25 protein-coding genes are annotated in these 22,832 nt (G+C 70.5%); 16 read left to right on the top strand and 9 right to left on the bottom strand.

Annotated features, from left to right (window positions below; genetic code table 11):
- Nucleotides 1-97: 97 nt before the first annotated feature.
- Both ACBY01_RS05885 and ACBY01_RS05880 read left to right on the top strand, forming a co-directional pair.
- Nucleotides 98-808 carry a response regulator gene (locus ACBY01_RS05885; protein WP_416459854.1) on the top strand — a complete coding sequence of 237 codons (711 nt, stop codon included), beginning with the start codon at nt 98-100 and terminating at the stop codon, nt 806-808.
- Nucleotides 805-2,148, top strand: coding sequence for an ATP-binding protein (locus tag ACBY01_RS05880; protein WP_416459853.1), 1,344 nt, complete (start codon nt 805-807; stop codon nt 2,146-2,148). The genes ACBY01_RS05885 and ACBY01_RS05880 overlap by 4 nt, the downstream gene beginning before the upstream one ends.
- A 126-nt stretch (nt 2,149-2,274) precedes the next feature.
- Here ACBY01_RS05880 and ACBY01_RS05875 read toward each other — a convergent pair whose 3' ends face one another.
- Nucleotides 2,275-2,847 (bottom strand): GNAT family N-acetyltransferase, encoded by a 573-nt coding sequence (locus ACBY01_RS05875; protein WP_416459852.1) that lies wholly within the window; start codon nt 2,845-2,847, stop codon nt 2,275-2,277.
- 259 nt (nt 2,848-3,106) lie between these two features.
- Here ACBY01_RS05875 and ACBY01_RS05870 point away from each other — a divergent pair, with 259 nt between their 5' ends.
- Nucleotides 3,107-6,457, top strand: coding sequence for a PAS-domain containing protein (locus ACBY01_RS05870; protein ID WP_416459851.1), 3,351 nt, complete (start codon nt 3,107-3,109; stop codon nt 6,455-6,457).
- A gap of 59 nt (nt 6,458-6,516) precedes the next feature.
- On the opposite strand, the gene map is transcribed toward ACBY01_RS05870, so the two are convergent.
- Nucleotides 6,517-7,344 (bottom strand): type I methionyl aminopeptidase, encoded by an 828-nt coding sequence (map, locus tag ACBY01_RS05865; RefSeq protein ID WP_416459850.1) that lies wholly within the window; start codon nt 7,342-7,344, stop codon nt 6,517-6,519.
- Nucleotides 7,345-7,430: 86 nt separating this feature from the next.
- Here map and ACBY01_RS05860 point away from each other — a divergent pair, with 86 nt between their 5' ends.
- The 11 genes from ACBY01_RS05860 to ACBY01_RS05810 all read left to right on the top strand — a co-directional run bounded on the left by ACBY01_RS05860 (nt 7,431) and on the right by ACBY01_RS05810 (nt 14,524).
- The gene (locus ACBY01_RS05860) at nt 7,431-8,186 is read left to right on the top strand and encodes a competence/damage-inducible protein A (RefSeq protein ID WP_416459849.1); all 756 of its coding nucleotides are present in this window, start codon (nt 7,431-7,433) and stop codon (nt 8,184-8,186) included.
- 102 nt (nt 8,187-8,288) lie between these two features.
- Nucleotides 8,289-8,636 (top strand): hypothetical protein, encoded by a 348-nt coding sequence (locus ACBY01_RS05855; protein ID WP_416459848.1) that lies wholly within the window; start codon nt 8,289-8,291, stop codon nt 8,634-8,636.
- A complete protein-coding gene (locus ACBY01_RS05850) occupies nt 8,633-9,055 on the top strand; it encodes a GNAT family acetyltransferase (protein ID WP_416459847.1) in 423 nt (140 codons plus the stop codon). The genes ACBY01_RS05855 and ACBY01_RS05850 overlap by 4 nt, the downstream gene beginning before the upstream one ends.
- Nucleotides 9,052-9,396: an ArsC family reductase gene (locus ACBY01_RS05845; RefSeq protein ID WP_416459846.1), complete on the top strand. Its 345-nt coding sequence runs from the start codon at nt 9,052-9,054 to the stop codon at nt 9,394-9,396. Before ACBY01_RS05850 ends, ACBY01_RS05845 begins: the two co-directional genes overlap by 4 nt.
- 26 nt (nt 9,397-9,422) lie before the next feature.
- On the top strand, nt 9,423-10,271 hold the full coding sequence (gene panB / locus ACBY01_RS05840) for a 3-methyl-2-oxobutanoate hydroxymethyltransferase (protein ID WP_416459845.1): 849 nt from the start codon (nt 9,423-9,425) through the stop codon (nt 10,269-10,271).
- Between the two features lie 67 nt (nt 10,272-10,338).
- Nucleotides 10,339-11,061, top strand: a complete 723-nt coding sequence (locus ACBY01_RS05835) for a tetratricopeptide repeat protein (protein ID WP_416459844.1) — start codon at nt 10,339-10,341, stop codon at nt 11,059-11,061.
- The gene (locus tag ACBY01_RS05830; RefSeq protein WP_416459843.1) at nt 11,058-12,392 is read left to right on the top strand and encodes an outer membrane protein assembly factor BamB family protein; all 1,335 of its coding nucleotides are present in this window, start codon (nt 11,058-11,060) and stop codon (nt 12,390-12,392) included. Before ACBY01_RS05835 ends, ACBY01_RS05830 begins: the two co-directional genes overlap by 4 nt.
- A gap of 15 nt (nt 12,393-12,407) precedes the next feature.
- The gene (gene der / locus ACBY01_RS05825; protein WP_416459842.1) at nt 12,408-13,757 is read left to right on the top strand and encodes a ribosome biogenesis GTPase Der; all 1,350 of its coding nucleotides are present in this window, start codon (nt 12,408-12,410) and stop codon (nt 13,755-13,757) included.
- Nucleotides 13,754-13,960 carry a sulfurtransferase TusA family protein gene (locus ACBY01_RS05820; protein WP_416459841.1) on the top strand — a complete coding sequence of 69 codons (207 nt, stop codon included), beginning with the start codon at nt 13,754-13,756 and terminating at the stop codon, nt 13,958-13,960. The genes der and ACBY01_RS05820 overlap by 4 nt, the downstream gene beginning before the upstream one ends.
- A 30-nt stretch (nt 13,961-13,990) precedes the next feature.
- Nucleotides 13,991-14,161 (top strand): DUF2256 domain-containing protein, encoded by a 171-nt coding sequence (locus tag ACBY01_RS05815; protein WP_416459840.1) that lies wholly within the window; start codon nt 13,991-13,993, stop codon nt 14,159-14,161.
- A 45-nt stretch (nt 14,162-14,206) separates the two neighbouring features.
- The gene (locus tag ACBY01_RS05810; protein ID WP_416459839.1) at nt 14,207-14,524 is read left to right on the top strand and encodes a hypothetical protein; all 318 of its coding nucleotides are present in this window, start codon (nt 14,207-14,209) and stop codon (nt 14,522-14,524) included.
- Between the two features lie 6 nt (nt 14,525-14,530).
- Here the strand turns inward: ACBY01_RS05810 and ACBY01_RS05805 are convergent, their stop codons facing one another.
- From ACBY01_RS05805 to purL, 5 genes are all read right to left on the bottom strand, one after another.
- Complete coding sequence (locus tag ACBY01_RS05805; protein WP_416459838.1) at nt 14,531-15,391, bottom strand: hypothetical protein; 861 nt, start codon at nt 15,389-15,391, stop codon at nt 14,531-14,533.
- 135 nt (nt 15,392-15,526) lie between these two features.
- Nucleotides 15,527-16,018 carry a bacterioferritin gene (gene bfr / locus ACBY01_RS05800; protein WP_416459837.1) on the bottom strand — a complete coding sequence of 164 codons (492 nt, stop codon included), beginning with the start codon at nt 16,016-16,018 and terminating at the stop codon, nt 15,527-15,529.
- 105 nt (nt 16,019-16,123) lie between these two features.
- Nucleotides 16,124-16,294 carry a (2Fe-2S)-binding protein gene (locus ACBY01_RS05795; protein ID WP_416459933.1) on the bottom strand — a complete coding sequence of 57 codons (171 nt, stop codon included), beginning with the start codon at nt 16,292-16,294 and terminating at the stop codon, nt 16,124-16,126.
- Nucleotides 16,295-16,398: 104 nt separating this feature from the next.
- Complete coding sequence (locus ACBY01_RS05790; protein WP_416459836.1) at nt 16,399-17,691, bottom strand: DUF418 domain-containing protein; 1,293 nt, start codon at nt 17,689-17,691, stop codon at nt 16,399-16,401.
- Between the two features lie 116 nt (nt 17,692-17,807).
- Complete coding sequence (gene purL, locus ACBY01_RS05785) at nt 17,808-20,027, bottom strand: phosphoribosylformylglycinamidine synthase subunit PurL (protein ID WP_416459835.1); 2,220 nt, start codon at nt 20,025-20,027, stop codon at nt 17,808-17,810.
- Between the two features lie 226 nt (nt 20,028-20,253).
- Between purL and ACBY01_RS05780 the strand changes: the two genes are divergently transcribed.
- Nucleotides 20,254-20,937, top strand: coding sequence for a hypothetical protein (locus ACBY01_RS05780; protein ID WP_416459834.1), 684 nt, complete (start codon nt 20,254-20,256; stop codon nt 20,935-20,937).
- Nucleotides 20,938-21,069: 132 nt separating this feature from the next.
- The gene (locus tag ACBY01_RS05775; protein ID WP_416459833.1) at nt 21,070-21,534 is read left to right on the top strand and encodes a hypothetical protein; all 465 of its coding nucleotides are present in this window, start codon (nt 21,070-21,072) and stop codon (nt 21,532-21,534) included.
- A gap of 36 nt (nt 21,535-21,570) precedes the next feature.
- Here ACBY01_RS05775 and ACBY01_RS05770 read toward each other — a convergent pair whose 3' ends face one another.
- Both ACBY01_RS05770 and ACBY01_RS05765 read right to left on the bottom strand, forming a co-directional pair.
- A complete protein-coding gene (locus ACBY01_RS05770) occupies nt 21,571-22,269 on the bottom strand; it encodes an LrgB family protein (protein ID WP_416459832.1) in 699 nt (232 codons plus the stop codon).
- Nucleotides 22,266-22,619, bottom strand: coding sequence for a CidA/LrgA family protein (locus ACBY01_RS05765; protein WP_416459831.1), 354 nt, complete (start codon nt 22,617-22,619; stop codon nt 22,266-22,268). The genes ACBY01_RS05770 and ACBY01_RS05765 overlap by 4 nt, the downstream gene beginning before the upstream one ends.
- Between the last annotated feature and the right edge of the window lie 213 nt (nt 22,620-22,832).

Raw genomic sequence — 22,832 nt, 5'->3', positions numbered from 1 at the left:
AGCGGGCCGGCGCCGCGCTTCGAACGCGTTGACCTCCGTCCGGCTGCTGCCTACCTCGTGAAGCGATGAACCGCCCTTTTTCCGTCCGGACGACCGCATGACCGCTCCTTCGATCGTGCTCGTCGAGGATGATGCCGCGCTTCGGACGCTGACCGCGCGCGCGCTTCAGGAGAACGGCTATCTCGTCCGCACCGCCTCGGCCGCGGGCGAGATGTGGGAAGCGCTGGAGGCGCAGCCCGCCGATTTGGTGCTGCTCGACATCATGCTGCCGGGAACCAGCGGCATCGAGCTGTGCCGCCAGCTGCGCGAGCGGAGCGGCGTCGCGATCATCTTCATCAGCGCCAAGGGCAGCGAGGCCGATCGCGTCGCCGGGCTGGAACTCGGCGCCGACGACTATCTTCCCAAGCCGTTCAGCACCCGCGAACTGCTCGCCCGCGTCCGCGCGGTGCTGCGCCGCGGCGCGCGCGAGGTGCAGCCCGGCGCGACCGAGGAAGGCATCCGCCGCTTCGACGGCTGGACCGTTGATCTGCGCCGCCGCGAAACCCACTCACCCAGCGGCGCGGTGGTCGACCTGACCGGCGCCGAGTTCGATCTGCTCGCGGTGCTGCTCGACCATGCCCAGCGCGTGATCGCCCGTGAGCGGCTGATCGAGCTGTCGCGCACCCGGCTCGGCGACAGTTCGGACCGCAGCATCGACGTGCTGATCAGCCGGCTGCGGCGCAAGCTGTCCGGCGCCGGCGGCACCGCGCCGATCATCACCGTGCGCGGGGTCGGCTACATGCTCAACGCGCCCGTCGAGCGCGCGTGACCCGGCTCGCCCGCTTCGTGCGGCCATCGTTCGGCCTGCTCGGCCGCATCGTCGCGATCCTGCTGCTCACCACCGTGCTTGAGTTCGGGGTGAGCACGCTGCTCTACGAGCGCGCGAGCCAGTTCTCGGTGCGCGACGACGAGGCGCGGCGCCTTGCCGAGCATCTGGTGATCGCCCGCCGGCTGGTCGCCGAAAGCCCGCCCGAGCGACGCGAGGCGATGGCCGACGAACTCACCACCGACCGCTACGAGATGGAGTGGAGCCCGGAGCTGCCGCCGCCGCCGCCGCTGTCGCCCTCGCTGGACGGGATGCGCAAGCAGGTGCTCGATTGGGAGCCGGTGCTGCGCAATTCGGACCTGCGGCTGCGGCTGACCTCGCCGGGGCGCAGCTCGGTGGTGACGGGCGGGCTGCAACTGCCGGATGGCAGCTGGCTGCACTTCCGCACGCTCGAATCGCTGCGCACGCTCAACCTCGCGCCCGAACGCGTGCTGCTGGCGCTGATCCCGGCGATCGCGCTGATCGTCATCGGCGGGCTGCTGGTCCGCCGGACGCTGTCGCCGATGCGCCAGCTCGCCACCGCCGCGGACCGGGTGGGACGCAGCGGGCCGGAGGGGGCGCCGATCACCGTGTCGGAAGTCGGCCCGGGGGAGGTGCGCCGCGTGGTCGCCGCCTTCAACCGGATGCAGGACCGTATCCACCGGCTGATCGACGAGCGCACCCGCGCGCTGGTCGCGGTCGGCCACGACCTGCGCACCCCGCTCGCACGGCTGCGGCTGCGCACCGAACGCGTCGCCGACGACGAGCTGCGCGAGACGCTCGATGCGGATCTCACCGAGATGGAGGCGATGATCGCCTCGCTGCTCGCCTTCCTGGGCGGCGAGGGGGAGGCGGAGCAGCCGGTGCTGGTCGATCTGGCGGTGCTCGCCGCCACGGTCGCCGACGATGCCGCCGATCTGGGCGGGAACGTCACCTATGCCGGGCCCGACCATCTCGACTTCCGGCTGCGACCGCCGGGCATCAAGCGCGCGCTCGTCAACCTGGTCGAGAATGCGCTGCACCACGCCGACACCGTCTGCGTCCGGCTGGCGGCGCAAAGCGATGCGGTGGTGCTGTCGGTAGAGGACGACGGCCCCGGCATCCCGGAGGAATCGCTGCCGCTGGTGCTCGAACCCTTCGTGCGGCTCGACACCGCGCGGCGGCGCGACACGATCGGCTTCGGCCTCGGCCTGTCGATCGTGGTGCGCGCGGTGGAAGCGGAGGGCGGGCGCTTCCGCCTGTACAACCGCGGGACCGGCGGATTGTGCGCGGAGATCCGACTGCCGGTGCCCGCCGCGGGGTGAGGGGCGGTCGCTTTCAGGCCCGTCATGCTGACGAAAGTCAGCATCCATTCGCGCGCCGCACGAGGCTCCAGCGTTGCGGTAATGGATCCTAACTTCTGTCAGGACGACGGGAGCAAACGATATGTCTCAGCCGAGCGTGCGGCGGACCAGCACCAGCGTGGGGTCGTCCTCGACCGGATGCGCGGTGAAGCCCATTTCCTGCTCCAGCTCGATCGCGGCGCGGTTCTCGCGCGCTTCGAGCGACTCGAGCGTTTTGATCCCGCGTGCCTCGGCATAGGCGGCGATGTGCTCGAGCAGCGTCCAGCTGATCCCGCGCCGCTTGTAATCGGTGCGGATCGAGATCGCGACTTCGCCGCGTTCGAGCTGCGGGTCGGCGGCGAGCATGCCGGTGGCGAGGATCGTGCCGTCGGCATCGAGCGCCAGGAAATTCTCGGTGCGGTCGTGGTCGATCGCGGTCAGCGCGACCAGCCGGTCGTGGCCGACCTGGTCGAGCGCGATGAGGAAGCGGAAGCGGATGTCGTCTTCCGACACGTGGCGAAAGAACTCGCCGAGCTGTTCCTCGTCGCCGGGCTGGGCGGGGCGGACGTCGAAGGTGAACCCGGTGCGCGTCGTCAGCGGGCAGGACCAGCGTTCGGCGTCGGCCACCGGCTGGCCCGCACCGACGACCGGCGGCGTTTCTTGGCTGTTCTGGTCCGTCATCCTGCGCTCTCCCATGCTGCGCGGTCCTAGTCGCTCGCGCCACGTCGTGCCGCCAGCATGCCCCAAGCCTTATGCCAAAGCCGACAAGACCAAAGTAGGGGATGCGGCGACTTGCGGTGCCTCCGCGATGAACGCGATCCATGCCGCTGCCATTGTCCTGGCGCAAGGAGCGGCCTAGCGTGCGTCCGATCGGGGAGGACAGGGCAACCCCGGCGGTTGGGGGAGACACGCGATCGGCAGCGTCACGGCCATCCTCGCGGTGCTCGCCTATGGCGCGGTGCTGTTCGCCGTCGGCTGGGCGGTGGAGCGGCGCGGGATGTCGCCGCGGCTCGGCCGCTGGGCCTATCCGCTGTCGCTGGCGGTCTATTGCAGCAGCTGGACGTTCTTCGGCGGGGTCGGCACCGCCGCCGGGCGCGGCTGGGATTATCTGTGCATCTATCTGGGGCCGCTGCTGGTGTTCGTGCTGGCGCCCGGCTTCCTCCGCCGCACGATCCGGCTGGCGCGACGCGAGGGGTCGAGCTCGGTCGCCGACTTCATCTCCGCACGCTACGGCCGCGACCGCGGCATCGCTGCGCTGGTCGCGGTCGCCGCGCTGCTCGCCGCTATCCCTTATATCGCGCTGCAGCTCCGGTCGGTGACGCTGAGCTTCGGTGCGCTGGTCGGCGTGCAGGGGACGCAGCTGGTGGGGCCGGTGGTGGCGGTGCTGCTGGCCAGCTTCGCGATCAGCTTCGGCGCGCGCCGTTACGAGGTGGCGGGGCGCAACCCCAGCGTCGTCGGCGTGCTCGCGTTCGAATCGCTGATCAAGCTCGCGTCGTTCGTAATTCTGGGGCTGTTCGCGGTGCTGCTGATCCTGCGCGTGCCCGACTGGGGCGGCAACGTGCAGGCGTCGCGGCTGCTCGACGGATTCCGGCTCGACGCGCTGTCGTCGGACTTCGCGGTGCGTACGCTCCTGTCGGCGACCGCGATCTTCTGCCTGCCGCGCCAGTTCTACGTCGGCGTGACCGAGGCGCCGGGGGCGGACCCGATCGCCACCGGTCGCTGGCCGTTCGTCGCCTATCTCGTGGTGATCTCGGTGCTGGTGCTGCCGCTCGCGCTGGCCGGCACGATGCTGCTCCCGCCCGACATGCCGCCGGACCTCTACGTGCTCGCGCTGCCGATGTCGGCCGGGCACCAGGCGATCACGATGCTCGCCTTCCTGGGCGGCTTCTCGGCAGCGACGGCGATGGTGATCGCCGAGACGATCGCCCTGTCGACCATGGCCACCAACGACCTGCTCGCGCCGCTGCTGCTGCGCGGCCGGCGCGGCGGGGGTGAGGGCGATCTCGGCCGGCTGATGCTGCGGGCGCGGCGGTTCATCATCGTCGCGATCATCGGCGCGGCGATGCTCTACGGCGCGAGCATCGGCAACGACTGGACGCTCGCATCGATCGGCCTGATCGCCTTCGCCGGCGTCGCCCAGTTCGCGCCGGCGCTCGTCGCGACCGTCGCCTGGGACTTCCGCGATCCGCGCGCGGCGCGCGCCGGGCTGATCGGCGGGCTGCTGCTCTGGGCCTATTGCCTGCTGCTCCCCTCGATCGGTCCCGGGTTCGCCAGCGGCATGCGGAGCGCCACCGGCGGTCTGCTCGATCCCGACGCGCTGCTGGGGCTCCGGTTCGGATCGCCGCTGGTCAACGGCACGCTGTGGAGCCTGGGCGCCAACGTCGCGCTGATGGCGTTCGTCCACTACCGCACCCGCCCGCGCAGCCAGGAGGAGGAACGCCGCAACGTCATCGATCACGTCACGACGATGGCCGAGCTGCGCACGCTGGTGGCGCGCTTCGTCGGCGAGGCGGAGGCGGCGGAGGGCTTCGACCGCTTGGTCGGCGGCCCCGATCGCAGCGCCGCCGACGCGCCGATCGACGGCATCGCCGCGCGCCATGCCGAGCGGCTGATCGCCGGCGTGATTGGGGCCCCGTCGGCGCGGCTGATCGTCACCTCCAGCCTCGCCGGCTCCGCGCTCGACGTCAGCGACGTGGTGCGACTGCTCGACCAGCGCGGGCGCAGCCTGCGCTTCTCGCGCGCGCTGCTGTCGGCGACGCTGGAGACGATCGACCCCGGCGTCAGCGTGATCGACGCCAACCTGCGGCTGGTCGCGTGGAATCCGCGCTACGTGGAGATGTTCGACTATCCCGAGGGCTATGTCGTCCCCGGCCGGCCGATTGCCGACCTGATCCGCTACAACGCGCTCCGCGGCGACTGCGGGCCGGGTGAGGTCGACGCGCATGTCGCGCGGCGGCTGGCGCACCTTCAGCGCGGGATGCCGCACGCGTTCGAGCGCCGCCGCCCGTCGGGGCGCTGGATCAAGACGGTCGGGCGGCCGATGCCCGGCGGCGGCTATGTCCAGAGCTTCACCGACATCACCGCCGAGAAGGAGGCGCAGGCCGAATTGGAGGTACGGGTCGGCGAGCGCACCCGCGACCTCGCCCAGTCCAACGCGCTGCTCGACGACGCGCGTGCCGCGGCCGAGGCGGCGACCCAGGACAAGACTCGCTTCCTCGCCGCCGCCAGCCACGACCTGCTCCAGCCGCTCCACGCCGCGCGGCTGTTCTGCACCGCGCTCGACGAGCGGGTCGACCCGCCCGCGCGCGAGATGGTCCGCGCGATCGCCGGGGCGATCGGCTCGGCCGACGGGCTGCTGCGCGCGCTGCTCGACGTGTCGCGGCTCGACGCCGGCGGGGTGACGCCGCGGATCGAGCGCTTCGCGCTCGCGGTGCTGCTCGACGAGCTGGTCACCGAATTCCGCCCCCTCGCCGCCGAGCGCGGGCTGTCGATCCACTGCCATGCCGGCCGCTTCGAGGTGGAGAGCGATCGCGCGCTGCTGCGCTCGGTGCTCCAGAATTTCCTGTCGAACGCGGTGCGCTACACGCCGGCGGGCCGGATCTGGATCGGCGCGCGCCGCCGCGGCGGACAGGTGCAGGTCGAGGTGCGCGACACCGGCCCCGGCATCGCGGCCGAGAACCAGGCGCGGATCTTCGCCGAATTCGAGCGGCTCGAGAGCCGCGGCAGCGCCGCCGGCGGAGTCGGGCTGGGGCTCGCCATCGTGCGGCGGATCAGCCAGCTGCTTGGGCTGACGGTGACGCTGCGCTCCGCGCCCGGCCGCGGATCGACCTTCGCGGTGCGGGTGCCGCTGGTCGCCGCCGACCGTGCCGCGCGCCAGCCGCCCGCGCGCCGGGTCGAGCAGGCGTTGCCGCCGGGGCTGCGCGTGCTCGCGCTCGACAACGATGCGGCAGTGCTGGAGGCGCTCGACGCGGCGCTGCGCTCGCGCGGCTGCGTGCCGCTGCTCGCCGCCACCGCGGCGGAGGCGCTCGCGCTTGCGGAGGACGAGGAGCCGGAGGTGGCGCTGCTCGACCTGCAGCTGGGCGACGGACCCGACGGGCTCGACGTCGCCCGCACGCTCGCGGCGATGCGGCCCGCGCCGGTGATCGCGCTGGTCACCGCCGATCGCCAGGCGGCGGACGATCCGCGCTTCGCGAGCCTCGACCTCCGCCTGCTCGCCAAGCCGGTCGATCCGGACGAACTCTGGCGCTTCCTGGCCGAGGCCAGCGCCGCGATGGCACAGGCGGCGGAGTAGGGGAGGGGCTGTGCTCCGACGGATCCGTCATCCTGACGGAGGGGAGTAGCCTCAGCGCCTCACAGATATGGCGGCTTGCCGTAGCCCGCGGGGCTCAGCGTGAAGATCTCGCAGCCGTCCTCGGTGATGCCGATCGAATGCTCGAACTGCGCCGACAGCGATCGGTCGCGCGTCACCGCCGTCCAGCCATCGTCGAGCACCTTCACGTCAGGCTTGCCGATGTTGATCATCGGCTCGATCGTCAGGATCATGCCGGGCTTGAGCTCGGGGCCGGTGCCCGGACGACCGACGTGGACGACGTCCGGCGCGTCGTGGAACAGGCGCCCCAGGCCGTGGCCGCAGAAGTCGCGGACCACGCCATAGCGGTGCGACTCGGCGTGCTGCTGGATCGCGTGCGACACGTCGCCCAGGCGGTTGCCGGGGCGCGCCTGCTCGATGCCCAGCATCAGGCAGTCGTAGGTCACCTCGACCAGCTTGCGCGCCTTGATCGGCACGTTGCCGACCAGATAGGTGCGGCTGGTGTCGCCGTGCCAGCCGTCGAGCAGCGGCGTCACGTCGATGTTGGCGATGTCGCCGTCCTTGAGCGTGCGGTCCGACGGGATGCCGTGGCAGACGACGTGGTTGATCGAGATGCAGGTCGAATGGGTGTAGCCGCGATAGCCGAGCGTCGCCGGCACCGCGCCCGCTTCGTCGATCAGGCGGAAGATCATCGCGTCGAGCTCGCCGGTGGTGACGCCGGGCACGACGTGCGGCGTCACCGCGTCGAGCACCTCGGCCGCAAGGCGCCCGGCCTTGCGCATGCCCTCGAACCCGTCGGGTCCATAGAGCTTGATCGCGCCGGTGCGGACCATCGGGGTATCGGCGGTGACGGGGACATATTCGGTCATGGCGGCGCTATAGCCGCTGGTGCGCCGCTTTGCGAGAGCGGGGCCCGCCGCTTTGCGGGCGCGGCGGCAGCCGCTATGCCGGTGCCATGACCTCGCGCACCTGGACCGCCGCCCTGCTCGTCATCGGAGACGAGATCCTCTCCGGCCGCACGCAGGACCGCAATGTCGCCCAGCTCGCCTCCTGGCTCAACGTCCAAGGCATCCGCCTGGCGGAGGTGCGGATCGTCGCCGACCGGCAGGACGCGATCGTCGAGGCGCTCGACGCGCTGCGGACGCGCAACGACTATTGCTTCACCACCGGCGGGATCGGCCCGACCCACGACGATATCACCGTCGACGCCGTCGCCGCTGCGCTGGGCGTGCACGTCGTCATCCATCCGGAGGCGCGGGCGATGCTGGAGGCGCATTATGCCGACCGCGGCGGCGTGACCGAGGCGCGGCTGCGTATAGCGCGCGTGCCGCAGGGCGCGACGCTCATCGCCAACCGCCAGTCGGGCGCGCCCGGCATCCGCATCGGCAACGTCTTCGTGCTCGCCGGCGTGCCGCACATCGCCGCGGCGATGCTCGACGCGCTGACCGGCACGCTGGAGGGCGGGCTGCCCGTGCTGTCGGCGACGCTCGGCTGTTGGGTGGGCGAGAGCGAGGTCGCCGACGTGCTGCGCGATGCCGAGCGTGCGCATGGCGGCGTGTCGATCGGCAGCTACCCCTTCTTCCGCGAGGGCCGGGTCGGCGCGAACTTCGTCGTCCGCGCGACGGACCAGGTGCTGCTCGATGGCTGCGTCGCCGATCTGGCGGAGCGGCTGACGGCGGCCGGCTATCCCGCGGTTCCCGGCGGGATCTGACGCCGCGGCGGCTCGCGAACCGCTCTGGCGGACGGTGGGGCGCAGGGCTATGCCGCAGCTTCGACAGCGGGTGGACGGACGATGGGCCTAGGACGGGGAGCGATGACGGGGGTGCTGCTCGCGGCGGCGCTGGGGGGCTGTTCGGGTGAGCCCGCGAGCGACGATCGTGCGGCGCCTGCGCCGGTCGCGACCGCGCTCCCGGCGGCGATGCTCGGCCGCTGGGGCGAGGATGCCGGCTGCACGCGGCCGCTCGACATCGCCGCCGATCGCATCGGCGACGCGAAGGTCGACGCCATTCGATCGGTCGGCGAAGGCACCGTCGACGTGGACACCTCCGCCGAGGTCGACGGCATCACCACCGGCCGCCGCTATCGCCTCGCCAGCGCGCGCGGCGAGCGGCTGGCGGTCACCGTCGACGGCACCACCACCACGCGGATCCGCTGCCCGTGACCCCGGTAGAGGCGACGGCCGGCGATCTGGCCGGCGTCGTCGCGCTGTGGCACGCCGCGGGGCTGACGCGGCCGTGGAACGACCCGGCCGCCGATTTCGCGCGCGCCATCGCCGTCGCCGACGCGGCGGTGCTGGTGCTGCGCGACGGGGAGACGATCGTCGGCAGCGTGATGGTCGGCGACGACGGCCACCGCGGCTGGGTCTATTATCTGGCGGTCGCGCCCGACCGGCAGCGGCTGGGCCACGGCCGCACGTTGATGGCGGCGGCGGAGGCCTGGCTGCGCGGTCGCGGCTGTCCCAAGATCCAGCTGATGGTGCGCAGCGGCAATGCCGAGGCGCTGGCCTTTTACGAGCGGCTCGGGCTGGAGCGGCAGGACGTGGTCACCCTCGGCCGCTTCCTCGGATCGGAGACCCTATGACCACCATGTACGGCATCCGCGCGTGCGACACGATCAAGAAGGCGCGGACGTGGCTGGAGGCGAAGGGCGTCGCCTATGCCTTCCACGATTACAAGACCGCGGCGATCGATCGCGCGACGCTCGATCGCTGGATCGACCGGCTCGGCTGGGAGGCGCTGATCAACCGCTCGGGCACGACGTTCCGCAAGCTCCCCGAGGCGGAGCGTGCCGACCTCGACCGCGATCGCGCGACGGCGATCCTGCTCGCCAACCCGTCGGCGATCCGCCGTCCGGTGGTGGAGGACGGCGATGCGCTGCTCGTCGGGTTCAAGCCCGACGCCTATGCCGCGCACTGGAGTTGAGCGCGGCAGCGTTCTATTCCGCCCCCATGTCCACGACCTCCGGCATCGACAGCGGTGCGCCTGCATCCTCCCCGAAGAAGCGCCTGACGGTGCCGACGCTGCGCGCGCGCAAGGGCGGCGAGCCGCTGGTGATGCTCACCGCCTATAGCGCGCGGATGGCGCAGCTGCTCGATCCGCATTGCGACATGCTGCTGGTCGGCGACAGCCTAGCGCAGGTGATCTACGGCCTGCCCTCGACGGTGCCGGTCACGCTGGAGATGATGGCGGCGCACGGTGCGGCGGTGGTGCGCGGCAGTACCCAAGCGCTGGTCGCGATCGACATGCCGTTCGGCAGCTACGAGGCGAGCCCGGCGCAGGCGTTCGACAGCGCGGCGCGGCTGATGAAGGAGACCGGCGCCGCCGCGGTCAAGCTGGAGGGCGGGGAGGCGATGGCGCCCACCGTCCGCTTCCTGACCGAGCGCGGCATTCCCGTGATCGGCCACATCGGCCTCACCCCGCAGGCGGTGAACCTGCTGGGCGGCTATGGCGCGCGCGGCCGCAGCGAGGCGGAGGCGGCCAAGATCGTCGCCGACGGCGTCGCCATCGCCGAGGCCGGCGCCTTCGCGATCGTGATCGAGGGCGTGGTCGAGCCGATCGCGATCGAGGTCACGCGCCGCGTCGCCTGCCCCACGATCGGCATCGGCGCGTCGTCCCAGTGCGACGGGCAGGTGCTGGTGGGCGAGGACATGCTGGGGCTGTTCGATCGCACCGCGCGTTTCGTGAAGCGCTACGAGGATCTTTCCGGCCGCATTTCGGCCGCAGCCGAGGGCTATGCGGCAGAGGTTCGCTCGCGCGCCTTCCCCGACGCCGGGCACCTGTATCGACCAAAGGCCTGACGGCTTTCGTTTCCCCGCGCGCGCGGCTAGATAGCGCGCTTCGTTCGCCGCACGCATGGAGTAGGACTTGGCGCTCACCCCCCAGAACAACCAGGCCTTCCTGCGCGAGGTCGACGAGGAGCTGCGCCGCGACCAGATGGCGAGCTTCGGCAAGCGCTGGGGCCTGTGGATCGCGCTGGCGGTCGTCCTGCTGCTGGCGGGGTTCGGCAGCTGGATCTGGTGGAAGCACCACCGCACCGAGCAGCAGGCCGCGCAGGGCGTGCTCCTGCAGCAGGCGATGGACGACATCGGCGCCAGCCGGGTTAACGCCGCCGGCGCGCCGCTCGCCGAGCTCGCGAACTCGGACAGCGACGGCTTCCGCGCCTCGGCCAAGTTCGTCCAGGCCGACGTGCTGCTCCGGAAGCAGGACCTGAAGGGCGCCGCGGCCAAGTTCGCCGAGGTCGCCAACGACGCGTCGATGCCGGGCGAGTTCCGCGACCTGGCGCTGGTGCGCCAGACCGCGGCGGAATACGACACGCTCAAGCCGCAGGCGGTGGTCGACCGGCTGCGCGGCCTCGCCACCAAGCAGAGCCCGTGGTTCGGCAGTGCCGGCGAGATGGTGGCGATCGCCTATCTCCGCATGAACCGACGCGACCTGGCGGGTAAGATGTTCGGCGAGATCGCCGCCACCGACAGCGTTCCCGAATCGATCCGGCAACGTGCGGTTCAGATGGCAAGTGGTCTTGGTGTCGATGCGGCCGCCCCCCAGGCGACCGCGACCCCCACCTCAGAGGAAAAGAACGCAGGATGAGGACCAGCGCAAAGCTGACGACGGCCGTGGCGGCGATTGCGCTGCTCGGCGGCTGCGGTGTGTTCAAGGGTGACGGCAAGCGCAAGACGCCGATCCTGGGCGAACGCGTGCCGATCCTGGCCGCAGAGAACGACATCACGGTCGATCCCTCGCTCGCCGCGGTGCAGGTGCTGTTGCCGCCCGCTGTCGAGAACGCCGGCTGGACCCAGCCCGGCGGCAACGAGTCCAAGGCGATGGGCAACGTCGCGCTCGGCGCGTCGCCGACCCGCGCCTGGACCGCGCGCATCCCCGGCGGCACCACCCGCGTGCGGCTGGCCGCGGCGCCGGTGATCGCCGGCGGCCGCCTCTACACGATGGACGTCGACGGCGCGGTGCATTCGTTCGACGCGGCGACCGGCGCTGCCGGCTGGCAGGCCGACACCGTCCAGGTGAAGGACAAGGGCAACCAGGCTGCGCGCTTCGGCGGCGGCGTCAGCGTCGAGGGCGACCGCCTGTTCGCCACCAACGGGCTGGGCGACGTGGTCGCGCTAAACGCCGCCGACGGTGCCGAGATCTGGCGTGCCAAGCCGGGCGGGCCGCTGCGCGGTGCGCCTTCGGTCGCCAACGAGCAGGTCTACGTCGTCAGCCAGGACAACCAGCTGTTCGCGCTGTCGCAGACCGACGGCACGGTGGTGTGGACTCAGGCCGGATCGGTCGAGAGCCAGGGCGTGTTCGGCGTCGCGGCTCCGGCGTCGGCGCAGGGCACGATCGTCGCCGGCTTCTCCTCGGGCGAGCTCAACGCGTACCGCTACGAGAACGGCCGCTCGCTGTGGGCCGACAGCCTCTCGCGCACCAGCATCTCGACCTCGGTCTCGTCGCTCGCCGACATCGATGCCGAACCGGTGATCGATTCGGGCCGCGCCTATGCGGTCGGGCAGGGCGGGCGCATGGTCGCGCTCGAGCTCACCAGCGGCCAGCGGCTGTGGGAGCAGAACCTCGCCGGCATCTCCACCCCGGCGGTGGCGGGCGAGTGGCTGTTCGTGGTGACCGACGACGCGCGGCTGCTGTGCATCGCGCGCGGCAGCGGCAAGGTGCGCTGGATGCACCAGCTGCCGCGCTACCGGAACGAGAAGAAGCGCAAGAACCCGATCCTGTGGGTCGGGCCGGTCCTCGCCGGCAACCGTCTTGTGCTCGCCAACTCGGAAGGCCAGCTGGTCTACGCCTCACCCGAGGATGGCAGCGTCAGCGGCACGGTCGAGGCGTCGAAGGACGCGATCAGCCTGTCGCCGGTGGTCGCCAATTCGACCCTCTACGTGCTCGACGATTCGGGCACGATCAGCGCCTACCGCTGATCGCCGCAGGACCCCATGCCGCTTCCTACCGTCGCCATCATCGGACGCCCCAATGTGGGCAAGTCCACGCTGTTCAACCGCCTCGTCGGCAAGAAGCTCGCGCTGGTCGACGACCAGCCGGGCGTGACCCGCGACCGGCGGGAGGGCGACGCGCATCTGCTCGGCCTCGAGTTCCGGATCATCGATACCGCCGGCTTCGAGGACGAGGATCCGAACAGCCTGCCCGGGCGCATGCGCCAGCAGACCGAGGCGGCGGTGGTCGACGCCGACGTCGCGCTGTTCATGATCGACGCGCGCGCGGGCGTGACGCCGCTCGACGAGGAGATCGGCCGCTGGCTGCGCGGCGCCGACCGGCCGGTGGTGGTGCTCGCCAACAAGGCCGAGGGTCGCGCCGGCGAGACCGGGGTGATCGAGGCGATGGCGCTCGGCTTCGGCGATCCGGTGCCCTTTTCGGCCGAGCATGGCGAAGGCGTCGCCGACCTGTTCGAGGCGCTGTTGCCGCACGTCGACCGGCCGGAAGAGGATTTTCCCGAGGAGGATCCCGATGCCCCCGACGCGCCGCTCAAGCTCGCGATCGTCGGACGTCCGAATGCGGGCAAGTCGACGCTGATCAACCGCATGCTCGGCCAGGATCGCCTGATCACCGGGCCGGAGGCGGGGATCACCCGCGATTCGATCGCGATCGAATGGGAGTGGGGGGGCCGTCCGGTCCGCCTGATCGACACCGCCGGGATGCGCAAGCGCGCGCGGGTGCAGGAGAAGCTGGAGAAGCTCTCGGTCGCCGACGCGCTGCGCGCGGTCGACTTCGCCGAAGTGGTGGTGCTGCTGCTCGACGCGACCCGCGGCCTGGAGGTGCAGGACATAAAGATCGCCGACCGCGTGCTGCAGGAAGGCCGCTCGCTGGTGATCGCGCTCAACAAGTGGGACGTGGCCGAGAACGCGTCGAGCCTGTTCAACGGCGTCAAGGCCGCGCTCGACGAGGGGCTGGCCCAGGCCAAGGGCGTGCCGCTGCTCACCGTCTCCGCGTTCAGCGGCAAGGGCATCGACACGCTGCTCAAGGTCGCGTTCGAGACTCGCGAGGCGTGGGGGCGGCGCGTGTCGACCGGTCAGCTCAACCGCTGGTTCGAGCGCGCGATCGAGGCCAATCCGCCGCCCGCACCCGGCGGCAAGCGGATCAAGATGCGCTACATCACGCAGAACAACACGCGCCCGCCCAGCTTCGTGCTGTTCGGCACGCGCGTCGACATGCTGCCGGAGAGCTACAAGCGCTATCTGATCAACGGCATCCGCCGCGAGTTCGATTTCGGCGCGGTGCCGGTGCGGCTCAACCTGCGCGCGCCCAAGAACCCGTTCGACCAGTCGTGACGCTCGACGCGCGCGGCCTGCGCTGTCCGTGGCCCGCGCTGCGGCTGGCGCGGGCGCTGCGCACCGGCGAGCAGGGCGCGCGCTTTGAGGTACTCGCCGACGATCCCAATGCCGAGCGCGAGATGCGCGCGGTGGCGGAGGCGGCGGGCAGGACGCTGGCAAAGCTGGATAACGACCGGTTCGAGGTCGCTGCGGCGGCCTGACGCCACCGTGCTGCTGCCGATCGTCGGTTCATGCGTTCGGGGTACATGGTCCACAAGAAGCTCCATCTGCCGTCCAAGACCTGCGCCGCGTGCGGGCGACCGTTCGCCTGGCGCAAGAAGTGGCAGCGCGACTGGGAGCAGGTGAAGTTCTGTTCCGACCGGTGCCGCACGTACGGCGATGCCGGAAAGGCGGGCGCCTAGCGCGCCGGAGTTGACGCCGCGCGCCGGATCGGTGACCCCTCGCGCATGGTCGCCGATCCCCCGCCTGCCGAAACGCCTGTCGTGCCGCTCGACGCACCGCCGCCGGCGACGCCCACCGGGCCGACGCCGCTGCGTTTCCTCTCCTACCTGCTGGGCGCACTCGCGGTCGGCGTGCTCGGGCTGGCGTATCTCGCCTTCGGCTTCGCCCGGAACATGGCATGCGGCTATGCGCGTTCGGCGTGCAGCCGGGTCTGGCCGTGGGGCCTGACCGGCGACGATTTCGACACCTTCGTGCTCTGGCCCGGTTTGGTGGCGCTGGCGCTGCTGTGGGGCGCGGTGGTGTCGTACCGTCGCTCGCGCTGACGCCGCTCAGTCCGCGTCCGCCTCGCGCTCCTGGGAGATCCTGCGGGCGATGGCACCCTGCTTCATCACCGATTTGAGATCGCCGCGGCCAGCGTAGAGCCCCTGCAGATAGCCGCGGTCGAAGGCGGTGAGCCCGGCGGGGGCGGTGCGGTCGCCGTCGGGAGTGAACAGCGCGAGGATGGTGTCGCGGCCCGCCACCGCATGCGTGCGGGCGTCGGCGAGCGTGCGCATCGCGGCGTAATCGGCAACCTGCGCCAGGCTGCGCCCCGCCATCGCGTCGCGGTCGATCAGCACCGTCGACGCGCGGATGTCGCGGCGGAACGGGGGCGAGAGCCGGCTGGCGGTGGAGACGCGCAAGGTCAGCGGATCGCCGGGCCGCGAGTCGAGCCCTGGCGTCATCGGCTCGCCATCGCGACTGAGTGTCTCGACCGCACTCCAGCCGCGCGCAGCGCCGGGTTCCGCGACGACGCGGCGGGCCTGGGCGAGCGTCAGGCTGGCGAACGCGGGCGAGGGACGCGCCAGCAGCTTGCCTGCGAACGCGCTGCCGTCGTCCACGAAGGCGACCAGGATGTTGGGCGCGCATCCCGGTGCTCCGGTCTCCAGCCCCAGCGAGATCGCGACCTCGGCGATGCGGTCGACGATCGCCTGACCGGCCTCGGCCGGCAGGCCGATGGCGCCGGGGCAGATGGTTTCGGTGAAGCGCGGCAGCGGCTCGTCGAACGCGACGTGGGGGCTGACCGCATCGAGCAGTTCGCGCGTCGCGCGCCGCTCGTCCCGCTCGCCGGTGACCAGCACCTCCGCGGGCGGAGCGCTCTGCGGCGGGGCGGCGGCCTGCGCGAGCATCAGGGCGAGAGCGGGAACCAGCATCGCGTCTGTCTCCTGGAACGTCGAAGCAGACTAGGCGAGAGCGGGGCGTCGAGACAAGCCGATGTTGTGCAGGCGGGCGCTACGAAAAAAGGGCCGGCGTTTCCGCCGGCCCCGTGTTCGTCCGAGGATGCGGCCTCAGCCTTCCTTGACGTCGTATTCCGACTTGGCGTTGAGCTGGATGTAGTTCTCCAGACCCATGCGCTCGATCATCTCGAACTGGCGCTCGAGCGTATCGACATGCTCTTCCTCGTTCTCGAGGATCTCGGCGAACAGGTCGCGGCTGACGAAGTCGCGGACGCTCTCGCAATAGGCGATCGCCTCGCGCAGCTGCGCGACCGCTTCGAGCTCCAGCGCGAGGTCGGCCTTGATCGCCTCGACCACGCTCTCGCCGATGCGCAGGCGGCCGAGCAGCTGGAAGTTCGGCAGCCCGTCGAGGAACAGGATGCGCTCCGCCAGCTTGTCGGCGTGCTTCATCTCCTCGATCGACTCTTCGCGCTCGAACTTGGCGAGCTTGCACACCCCCCAGTGATCGAACATGCGGTAATGCAACCAATATTGGTTGATCGCCGTCAGCTCGTTCTTGAGCGTTTCGTTGAGGAACTCGACGACCTTGGGATCACCCTTCACGTTCACAAACCCTTCTCGAAAATGCAGGGCGTGAATTTAGGGTGTCATGCCGCAGTTGAATAGGCAGAAAATGGCGGAAAACTGCGACTTTTTACGCTGCGAGCGTCACGCAATCGCGCGTTCGTCTTCGATGATCTCGCGTGCGAATGGGACGCATTGTCCGCATTTCGCCTGCCGGCCGAGCGAACGATACGCCTGGCACGGGCTCATCGAGCCGGAGCGTGCCGCCTTCCGAACTTCGTCTTCCCGAATCGCATTGCAAACGCAGACGACCATTGTCGATTCCTCGTTGGACGAGAACCGGGTAGCGAGATTGCGAATGTCTCGCAACTCCTTTGCGACGCATTCGCAGCAATTTCATCCAGCCCATTGGTGCCGGGTCAGGCGGCGGAGAGGGCGCTTCCCCGCATCGGCTGCGGCCTGAGTCGCGCCAGCGAGCGCCACAGCCACTCGAACGGCCCGTAGCGGAACCGCGCGAGCCATGCGTGCGACCAGAGCAGCATCGCCGCCCACATCGCGAGAACGATCGGGTAGAGTGCCGCGCGCGACAGACTGCCGTACCAGCCGAAGCCATAGCCGTAGAAGAGCGTCGTCATCACGATGCTGGTGCCGAGATAGTTGGTGAACGCCATCCGTCCGGCGGCGGCGATCCGCGCGGTGAGGGCGCCCCCAGGGCGGGCGAGCAGCAGGATCAGGCACGCCCAGCCGAGGATCATCGGCAGGCGGAACGGCGCGGCGAGCGCCATCGCGGCGGAGGCGACGACCAGCAGGTCGAACTGGCGTGCGACCATCCACCAGCCCAGCGCGGCATAGGCGGGAATGCCGATGCCGAAGCCGAGCAGCAGCCAGCGGCGATAGCGCGCCCGCGGCCAGGCGCCGGTGAGCATTCCGGAGCGCAGCCCGGCCATCCCGAACAGCATGTAGCCCAGCGTCTCGGCGCCGACGAACAGGGTGGTGCCCAGCGATTGGCCCAGCTCGGACCAGCGGTGTGCGACCAGGCCCGACCAGCTGCCGCGGTGGAGCGCCAGTTCCTCGCCCAGATGCGCGGCACTCGGCACGCCCATCGCGTCGATCGTGTCGCGCAGCGCCCGGGCATTGTCGGCGGCGCGGGCGGGGTCGGTGTCGTGGATGCCGGCCTGCATTGCGATCACCGCGAGCGGCATGAAGCCGAGCAACACGCACTCGAGTCCGACCAGCAGCAGCCCGACCGTCAGCATCGTCTTCGCGCCGGCGTTGCGCATCGTGTAGGCGATCGCGCCGATCACCGCATATTGGTTGAGGATGTCGCCCCACCACAGCAGCAGGAGGTGGGTGATGCCGAGCACGAACAGCCAAGCCATGCGCGCGAGGTGCACCCGTGCCGGGCTTTCGCCCTTGGCCACCGCGCGGTCGATCACCAGCAGCATCGACGCGCCGAACAGGAAGCTGAACAGACCGCGCATCTTGCCGTCGAACAGCACGAAGTTGACGAGGTAGATCGCCAGGTCGGCGCCCCGATGCCCGCCATAGGCCATCGGGTTCATATAGGCCGCCTGCGGCATCGCGAAGGCGACGATGTTCATCAGCAGGATGCCCATCACCGCGACGCCGCGCACCGTGTCGAGTGCGCCGATCCGATCGCCTTGTACCGCCATACCGTCCCCCCCGTGTGCGGTGGCCGCGTCGACGGTCATCCACCCCATGTCACGCTGACGAAGGTCAGCATCCCGACCCGCATCATCGGCGACTTCGGGCGCAGCGGCAATGGATCCTGACTTTCGTCAGGACGACGGAGGAGCGGGTGCCCTCGTCAGGCGAGCGCGGCGTCGCTGCCCATCAGGGCGGGGAAGAAGCCCTCGTGCGCCCGGCGCAGATCGTCCAGCTTCACCACGAAGTCGCCCTCGGCCAGCTCGAAGATCAGCCGGCTGCCGATGGTGCGGCCGATCGGCTCCGCGTCGATCCCCGCGGCCTCGGCTCCCTTCAGGAACTCGAGCAGCGCGTGGTCGTGGACGGTGACGAGGTAGACGCCCTGATCCTCGCCGAAGAAGGCGCGGGCGAGGTCGAACGGCTGCTTCTTGTCGAGGATCGCGCCGACATTGCCGGCCAGCGCCATCTCGGCGAGTGCGACGGCAAGACCGCCGTCCGACACGTCGTGCGCGGCGGTCACCACGCCGGCGGCGATCGCGCCCCGCAGATAGTCGCCGGTGCGGCGCTCGGCGTCGAGATCGACGGGCGGCGGCGGGCCTTCCTCGCGACCGTGGCATTCGCGCAGCCACAGCGACTGGCCGAGATGGCCGGTGCGATTACCCAGCGCGATGATGATGTCGCCGGTCTGCTTGAACGCGACCGTCACCGACTTGGACCAGTCGGCGAGCAGCCCCAGACCGCCGATCGCCGGGGTCGGCAGGATCGCCGAGCCGCCACCGGTCGCCTTGGATTCGTTGTAGAGCGAGACGTTGCCCGACACGATCGGGAAGTCGAGCGCGCGGCAGGCGTCGCCCATGCCCTCCAGACAGCCGACGATCTGGCCCATGATCTCGGGCCGCTGCGGGTTGGCGAAGTTGAGGCAGTTGGTGATCGCGAGCGGCTTGGCGCCCACCGCGGTCAGGTTGCGCCACGCTTCCGCCACCGCCTGCTTGCCGCCCTCGACCGGGTCGGCGAAGCAGTAGCGCGGGGTGCAGTCGGTGGTGATCGCCAACCCCTTCTGCGTGCCGTGGACGCGCACCACCGCGGCGTCGCCGCCCGGGCGCTGCACGGTGTCGGCGCCGACCATGTGGTCGTACTGCTCCCAAATCCAGCGGCGGCTGGCGATGTCGGGCGAGCCCATCAGCGTCAACAGGTCCGCGGCCGGATCGGTGCAGGCCGGCACGTTCGCCAGCTCGGTCGGCTTGGCCGTCGGCACGTGCGGGCGGTCGTAGAGCGGCGCTTCGTCGGCGAGCGGCGCGAGCGGGATGTCGGCGACGGTGTCACCCTGCCACTTGAGCACCATGCGGCCGGTGTCGGTCACGCGGCCGATGACGGCGAAGTCGAGCTCCCACTTGCGGAAGATCGCCTCGGCAAAGGCTTCGCGGCCGGGCTTGAGCACCATGAGCATGCGCTCCTGGCTCTCCGACAGCATCATCTCGTACGGCGTCATGCCGGTCTCGCGCTGCGGCACGTCGTCCATGATCAGCTCGATGCCGACGCCGCCCTTGGACGCCATCTCGACCGAAGAGGAGGTAAGGCCGGCGGCGCCCATGTCCTGGATCGCGACGATCGCGTCCGACGCCATCAACTCCAGGCACGCCTCGATCAGCAGCTTTTCGGTAAACGGATCGCCGACCTGGACGGTGGGGCGCTTCTCCTCCGAATCCTCGCCGAAGTCGGCCGAGGCCATCGTCGCGCCGTGGATGCCGTCCCGCCCAGTCTTCGAGCCGACGTAGACGATCGGATTGCCGACGCCCGAGGCCGCCGAGTAAAAGATCTTGTCGGTGTCGGCGACGCCCACGGTCATCGCGTTGACCAGGATGTTGCCGTCATAGGCCGGGTGGAAGTTCACCTCGCCGCCTACCGTCGGCACGCCGACGCAGTTGCCGTAGCCGCCGATGCCGTGGACCACGCCCGCGATCAGGTGGCGCATCTTGGGATGGTCGGGCCGGCCGAAGCGCAGCGCGTTCAGGTTCGCGACCGGCCGCGCGCCCATCGTGAACACGTCGCGCAGGATGCCGCCGACGCCCGTCGCCGCGCCCTGATACGGCTCGATGTAGGACGGGTGGTTGTGCGACTCCATCTTGAAGATCGCCGCTTGGCCGTCGCCGATGTCGATCACGCCCGCATTCTCGCCCGGACCGCAGATCACCTGCGGGCCCTCGGTCGGCAGCTTCTTCAGGTGGATGCGGCTCGACTTGTACGAGCAATGTTCGGACCACATCACCGAGAAGATGCCGAGCTCGGTCAGATTGGGCTCGCGCCCCATCGCGTGCAGGACGCGCTCATATTCCTCGGGGGAAAAGCCGTGCTCGGCGACGATCTGGGGCGTGATCTGGCTCATGCGCGAGCCCTTAGCGGGACCGGCGGGAAGCGGCTAGAGGGCAGGCGCCGCCAGCGCCGCGCAGGATGCATTTTGGGAGCCGAGACAGTGCGGTTCACCGTCTCGGTCGCTGCGTGCCGAAGCGATCCGGCGGCGCGAAAACGAACGCGTCTGCTTGTGTCCTGCATGTCTTGCGGGAACACTGGGCACGATGTCCCGGCACGCGGCTTGGGCGAGAGGAGACTGGATGATCATCGTGCGATCGGTGCCGTGCCGCCGGGGAGGTGGGGCAGGGAAGCGTGGTGGTGCGCTGGTCCCGGCGCTCCTGCTGCTGGTCGCCGCGGCGGGGTGTAGCGAGGCTCCCGCAGTTCCGGAAACGACCCGGCCCGATTGGGGCGGTGCTGCCGTCGACGGCATCGCACCGCTCATGTCTCCGGCTCAGGTGATGGCGGCGCTGCAGCGGCGTGGCTATCGTCAGGTGCGCTGCACGTCGGACGAGCCCCTGTTCGACGATCCGCTCGGCCAGCGCGGCGCAATGCCCTGCTACGAATCCGCCAACCGCCTGGTGGAGCTTAACCTCTATTTTCTCGATTTGCACGAGGGGCGGCGGCTGGCGGTCGCCAATTTTCGCAAGCGCAATGCGGCGGACGTCAGCGACGCGGCGCGGCACGCCGCCACGCGCGCCTATGCCGATGATCTTCGCAAGCGTTTCGGGCCGCCCTCTCACGTTGACGAAACCGCTGCCTTTCAGACTCTGTACTGGCGACGTCCTGGGGGCGTGGCTTCTCTTCCCGACATGATCAGTACCACGATCGACTCCTATTCCCCGCCCAACGTCAGTCTGACGAGCATGTGGGCTTATGGGGAGCAGCGTTCCCCAGGGTCCGCCAAGGCTACGCCGCCTCATTCAGACACTCCTGCGGGGGAGTAGCCGCGTGCTCCGCCTCAGCGAGCGATTGACGACGTGGCAAGGTGCAGCAGCGTACCGCCGGCTTGTGCCGGCGCGGTGATCGCGGCACTTTGGTCCTCAAGCCGCGCGCCATGTGCGAAGAGGGGGGGCGGGATGAGGACAGTGTTTCGCGTGATCGCAGTGTCGCTCGTCGGGATCACGATGGCGGCGCCGGCCGCGCCGGTCCGTCCCGCGGCATCGGCGAAGCGGTTCGTCGAGCGTCTGTACGGCAAGGCACAGCCGTTCGTGCCCGACGAGCAGACCTACACCCCGGAACTCGCCCGCCTGATCGACCGCGGCTATGCGGTCGCGAACGAGATCGACGACCCCGATCTGGTCGGCAATGCGCTGTGCGACTGTCAGGATCTCAGGTCGTTCGACAAGACCATCACCGTGATTTCCGCGACGCCGACGGCCGCCTCCGTACGGGTGCTGCTGACGGGCGACGTCGATGGCCCGAGGCGCTTCCTGCTCAAGCTGGCGCGCGTCGACGGCGCTTGGCGGGTCGCCGATTCGATCGCGGAGCCGGGGAGCAGCTACGCCGCCTTTCTGCGGCAGAGTATCGAGGAGGTGGAGTGACGCCGCTCCGGCGAGTGCCGGACGCCGCCGTTTCGCTCACACCAGCGCCACGAGCGACAGCAGCAGCGCGGTCATCGCCGCGTTGAGCGCCATCGCCATGCCGGCGAAGGTGCCGGCGGTCTCGCTCACCTGGAACGCGCGGGCGGTGCCCAGGCCGTGGGCGGTCACGCCGACCGCGAAGCCACGCGCGCGCTGGTCGGTGATCCGCAGCCGGTCGAGCAGCGGCGTGGCGACGATCGCGCCTAGGATGCCGGTCACCAGCACCGCGACCGCGGCGAGCGAGGCGATGCCGCCGATGCCGTGCGCCACCGCCATCGCGACCGGCGTCGTCGCCGAATGCGGCGCCAGCGTCGCGAGCACCTGCGGCGAGGCGCCGAACGCCCAGCCGATCGCCACCGCGCTCAGGATCGCCGTGACCGAACCCGCGACCAGCGCGGCGAGCACCGCCTTGCCCGACCGCCGCACCAGCGGCCAGTTGCGCCACAGCGGCACCGCCAGCGCGACCGTCGCCGGACCGAGCAGGAAGGTGATCGAGGCGGTCCCCCGCGCGTAGGTGGCGTAGGGCGTGCCCGTCGCATGCAGGATCGCCGCGAGCACCGGCACCGAGATCAGAACCGGGTGAGCGAGCGGGTGGCGGTTGCTGCGGCGGGAGACGATGTCGGCGCCCTCGAACACCAGCAGCGTCACCGCGATCCACAGCAACGGTGCGTGGAGCAGGGGGGCGAGCGCGCTCATGCCGTGCCCCCGTCGCGCGCCGCGGCCCAGTGGAACACCAGCGCGGTGACCGCCAGGGTCAGCAGCGTCGCGACACCGCAGGCGACCAGAATCGCGATCCCGTCGCGCGCCAGTGCCGGACCCTCGTCGACCAGCCCCATCGTCGCCGGGACGAACAGCACCGCGAAATGGCCGATCAGCCAGGTCGTCACCGCCTTCAGCTCGACGCGCTCGCGGGGCCGCAGCTTCAGCCAGGCGAACAGCAGGAACATGCCGAGCACCGGTCCGGGCAAAGGTACGCCCAACCCGCGGTTGAGCGCTTCGCCGATCAATTGGCAGAACAGCAGCAGGGCGATCGCGGCGATCATCATCCGTCCACAGGTAGCGCGCCGCAGGATCGGCGCGGTGTCGGCTGTAGCGGCGCTGGGGTCGTTCGCGAAGGCGGGACCGGTTGTGCCCTTCGTCCGTCATCCCAGCGAAGGCGGGACATTTGCATAACCGGTTTTTTGGTGAAGCGGTGGCGTGAATGGTGGTTGCGGCGGCGGGAGTGGCGACGCGGCGGGGATCGGGTGGGTGAGCTGTGG

This window comes from Sphingomonas mangrovi (assembly GCF_047975845.1).
Classification (GTDB): domain Bacteria; phylum Pseudomonadota; class Alphaproteobacteria; order Sphingomonadales; family Sphingomonadaceae; genus Sphingomonas.
The sequence above is the reverse complement of the archived record's forward strand: the minus strand, read 5'-3'. Positions and strand labels throughout refer to the sequence as shown.

What these genes read in the sequence shown, in the direction of transcription:
- ACBY01_RS05885 (WP_416459854.1), top strand. Translation starts at nt 98, where the DNA reads ATGACCGCTCCTTCGATCGTGCTCGTCGAGGATGATGCCGCGCTTCGG.
- ACBY01_RS05875 (WP_416459852.1), bottom strand. Translation starts at nt 2,847, where the DNA reads ATGACGGACCAGAACAGCCAAGAAACGCCGCCGGTCGTCGGTGCGGGC.
- map (WP_416459850.1), bottom strand. Translation starts at nt 7,344, where the DNA reads ATGACCGAATATGTCCCCGTCACCGCCGATACCCCGATGGTCCGCACC.
- ACBY01_RS05860 (WP_416459849.1), top strand. Translation starts at nt 7,431, where the DNA reads ATGACCTCGCGCACCTGGACCGCCGCCCTGCTCGTCATCGGAGACGAG.
- ACBY01_RS05855 (WP_416459848.1), top strand. Translation starts at nt 8,289, where the DNA reads ATGACGGGGGTGCTGCTCGCGGCGGCGCTGGGGGGCTGTTCGGGTGAG.
- ACBY01_RS05845 (WP_416459846.1), top strand. Translation starts at nt 9,052, where the DNA reads ATGACCACCATGTACGGCATCCGCGCGTGCGACACGATCAAGAAGGCG.
- panB (WP_416459845.1), top strand. Translation starts at nt 9,423, where the DNA reads ATGTCCACGACCTCCGGCATCGACAGCGGTGCGCCTGCATCCTCCCCG.
- ACBY01_RS05830 (WP_416459843.1), top strand. Translation starts at nt 11,058, where the DNA reads ATGAGGACCAGCGCAAAGCTGACGACGGCCGTGGCGGCGATTGCGCTG.
- der (WP_416459842.1), top strand. Translation starts at nt 12,408, where the DNA reads ATGCCGCTTCCTACCGTCGCCATCATCGGACGCCCCAATGTGGGCAAG.
- ACBY01_RS05815 (WP_416459840.1), top strand. Translation starts at nt 13,991, where the DNA reads ATGCGTTCGGGGTACATGGTCCACAAGAAGCTCCATCTGCCGTCCAAG.
- ACBY01_RS05810 (WP_416459839.1), top strand. Translation starts at nt 14,207, where the DNA reads ATGGTCGCCGATCCCCCGCCTGCCGAAACGCCTGTCGTGCCGCTCGAC.
- ACBY01_RS05805 (WP_416459838.1), bottom strand. Translation starts at nt 15,391, where the DNA reads ATGCTGGTTCCCGCTCTCGCCCTGATGCTCGCGCAGGCCGCCGCCCCG.
- ACBY01_RS05795 (WP_416459933.1), bottom strand. Translation starts at nt 16,294, where the DNA reads ATGGTCGTCTGCGTTTGCAATGCGATTCGGGAAGACGAAGTTCGGAAG.
- ACBY01_RS05790 (WP_416459836.1), bottom strand. Translation starts at nt 17,691, where the DNA reads ATGACCGTCGACGCGGCCACCGCACACGGGGGGGACGGTATGGCGGTA.
- purL (WP_416459835.1), bottom strand. Translation starts at nt 20,027, where the DNA reads ATGAGCCAGATCACGCCCCAGATCGTCGCCGAGCACGGCTTTTCCCCC.
- ACBY01_RS05780 (WP_416459834.1), top strand. Translation starts at nt 20,254, where the DNA reads ATGATCATCGTGCGATCGGTGCCGTGCCGCCGGGGAGGTGGGGCAGGG.
- ACBY01_RS05775 (WP_416459833.1), top strand. Translation starts at nt 21,070, where the DNA reads ATGAGGACAGTGTTTCGCGTGATCGCAGTGTCGCTCGTCGGGATCACG.
- ACBY01_RS05770 (WP_416459832.1), bottom strand. Translation starts at nt 22,269, where the DNA reads ATGAGCGCGCTCGCCCCCCTGCTCCACGCACCGTTGCTGTGGATCGCG.
- ACBY01_RS05765 (WP_416459831.1), bottom strand. Translation starts at nt 22,619, where the DNA reads ATGATGATCGCCGCGATCGCCCTGCTGCTGTTCTGCCAATTGATCGGC.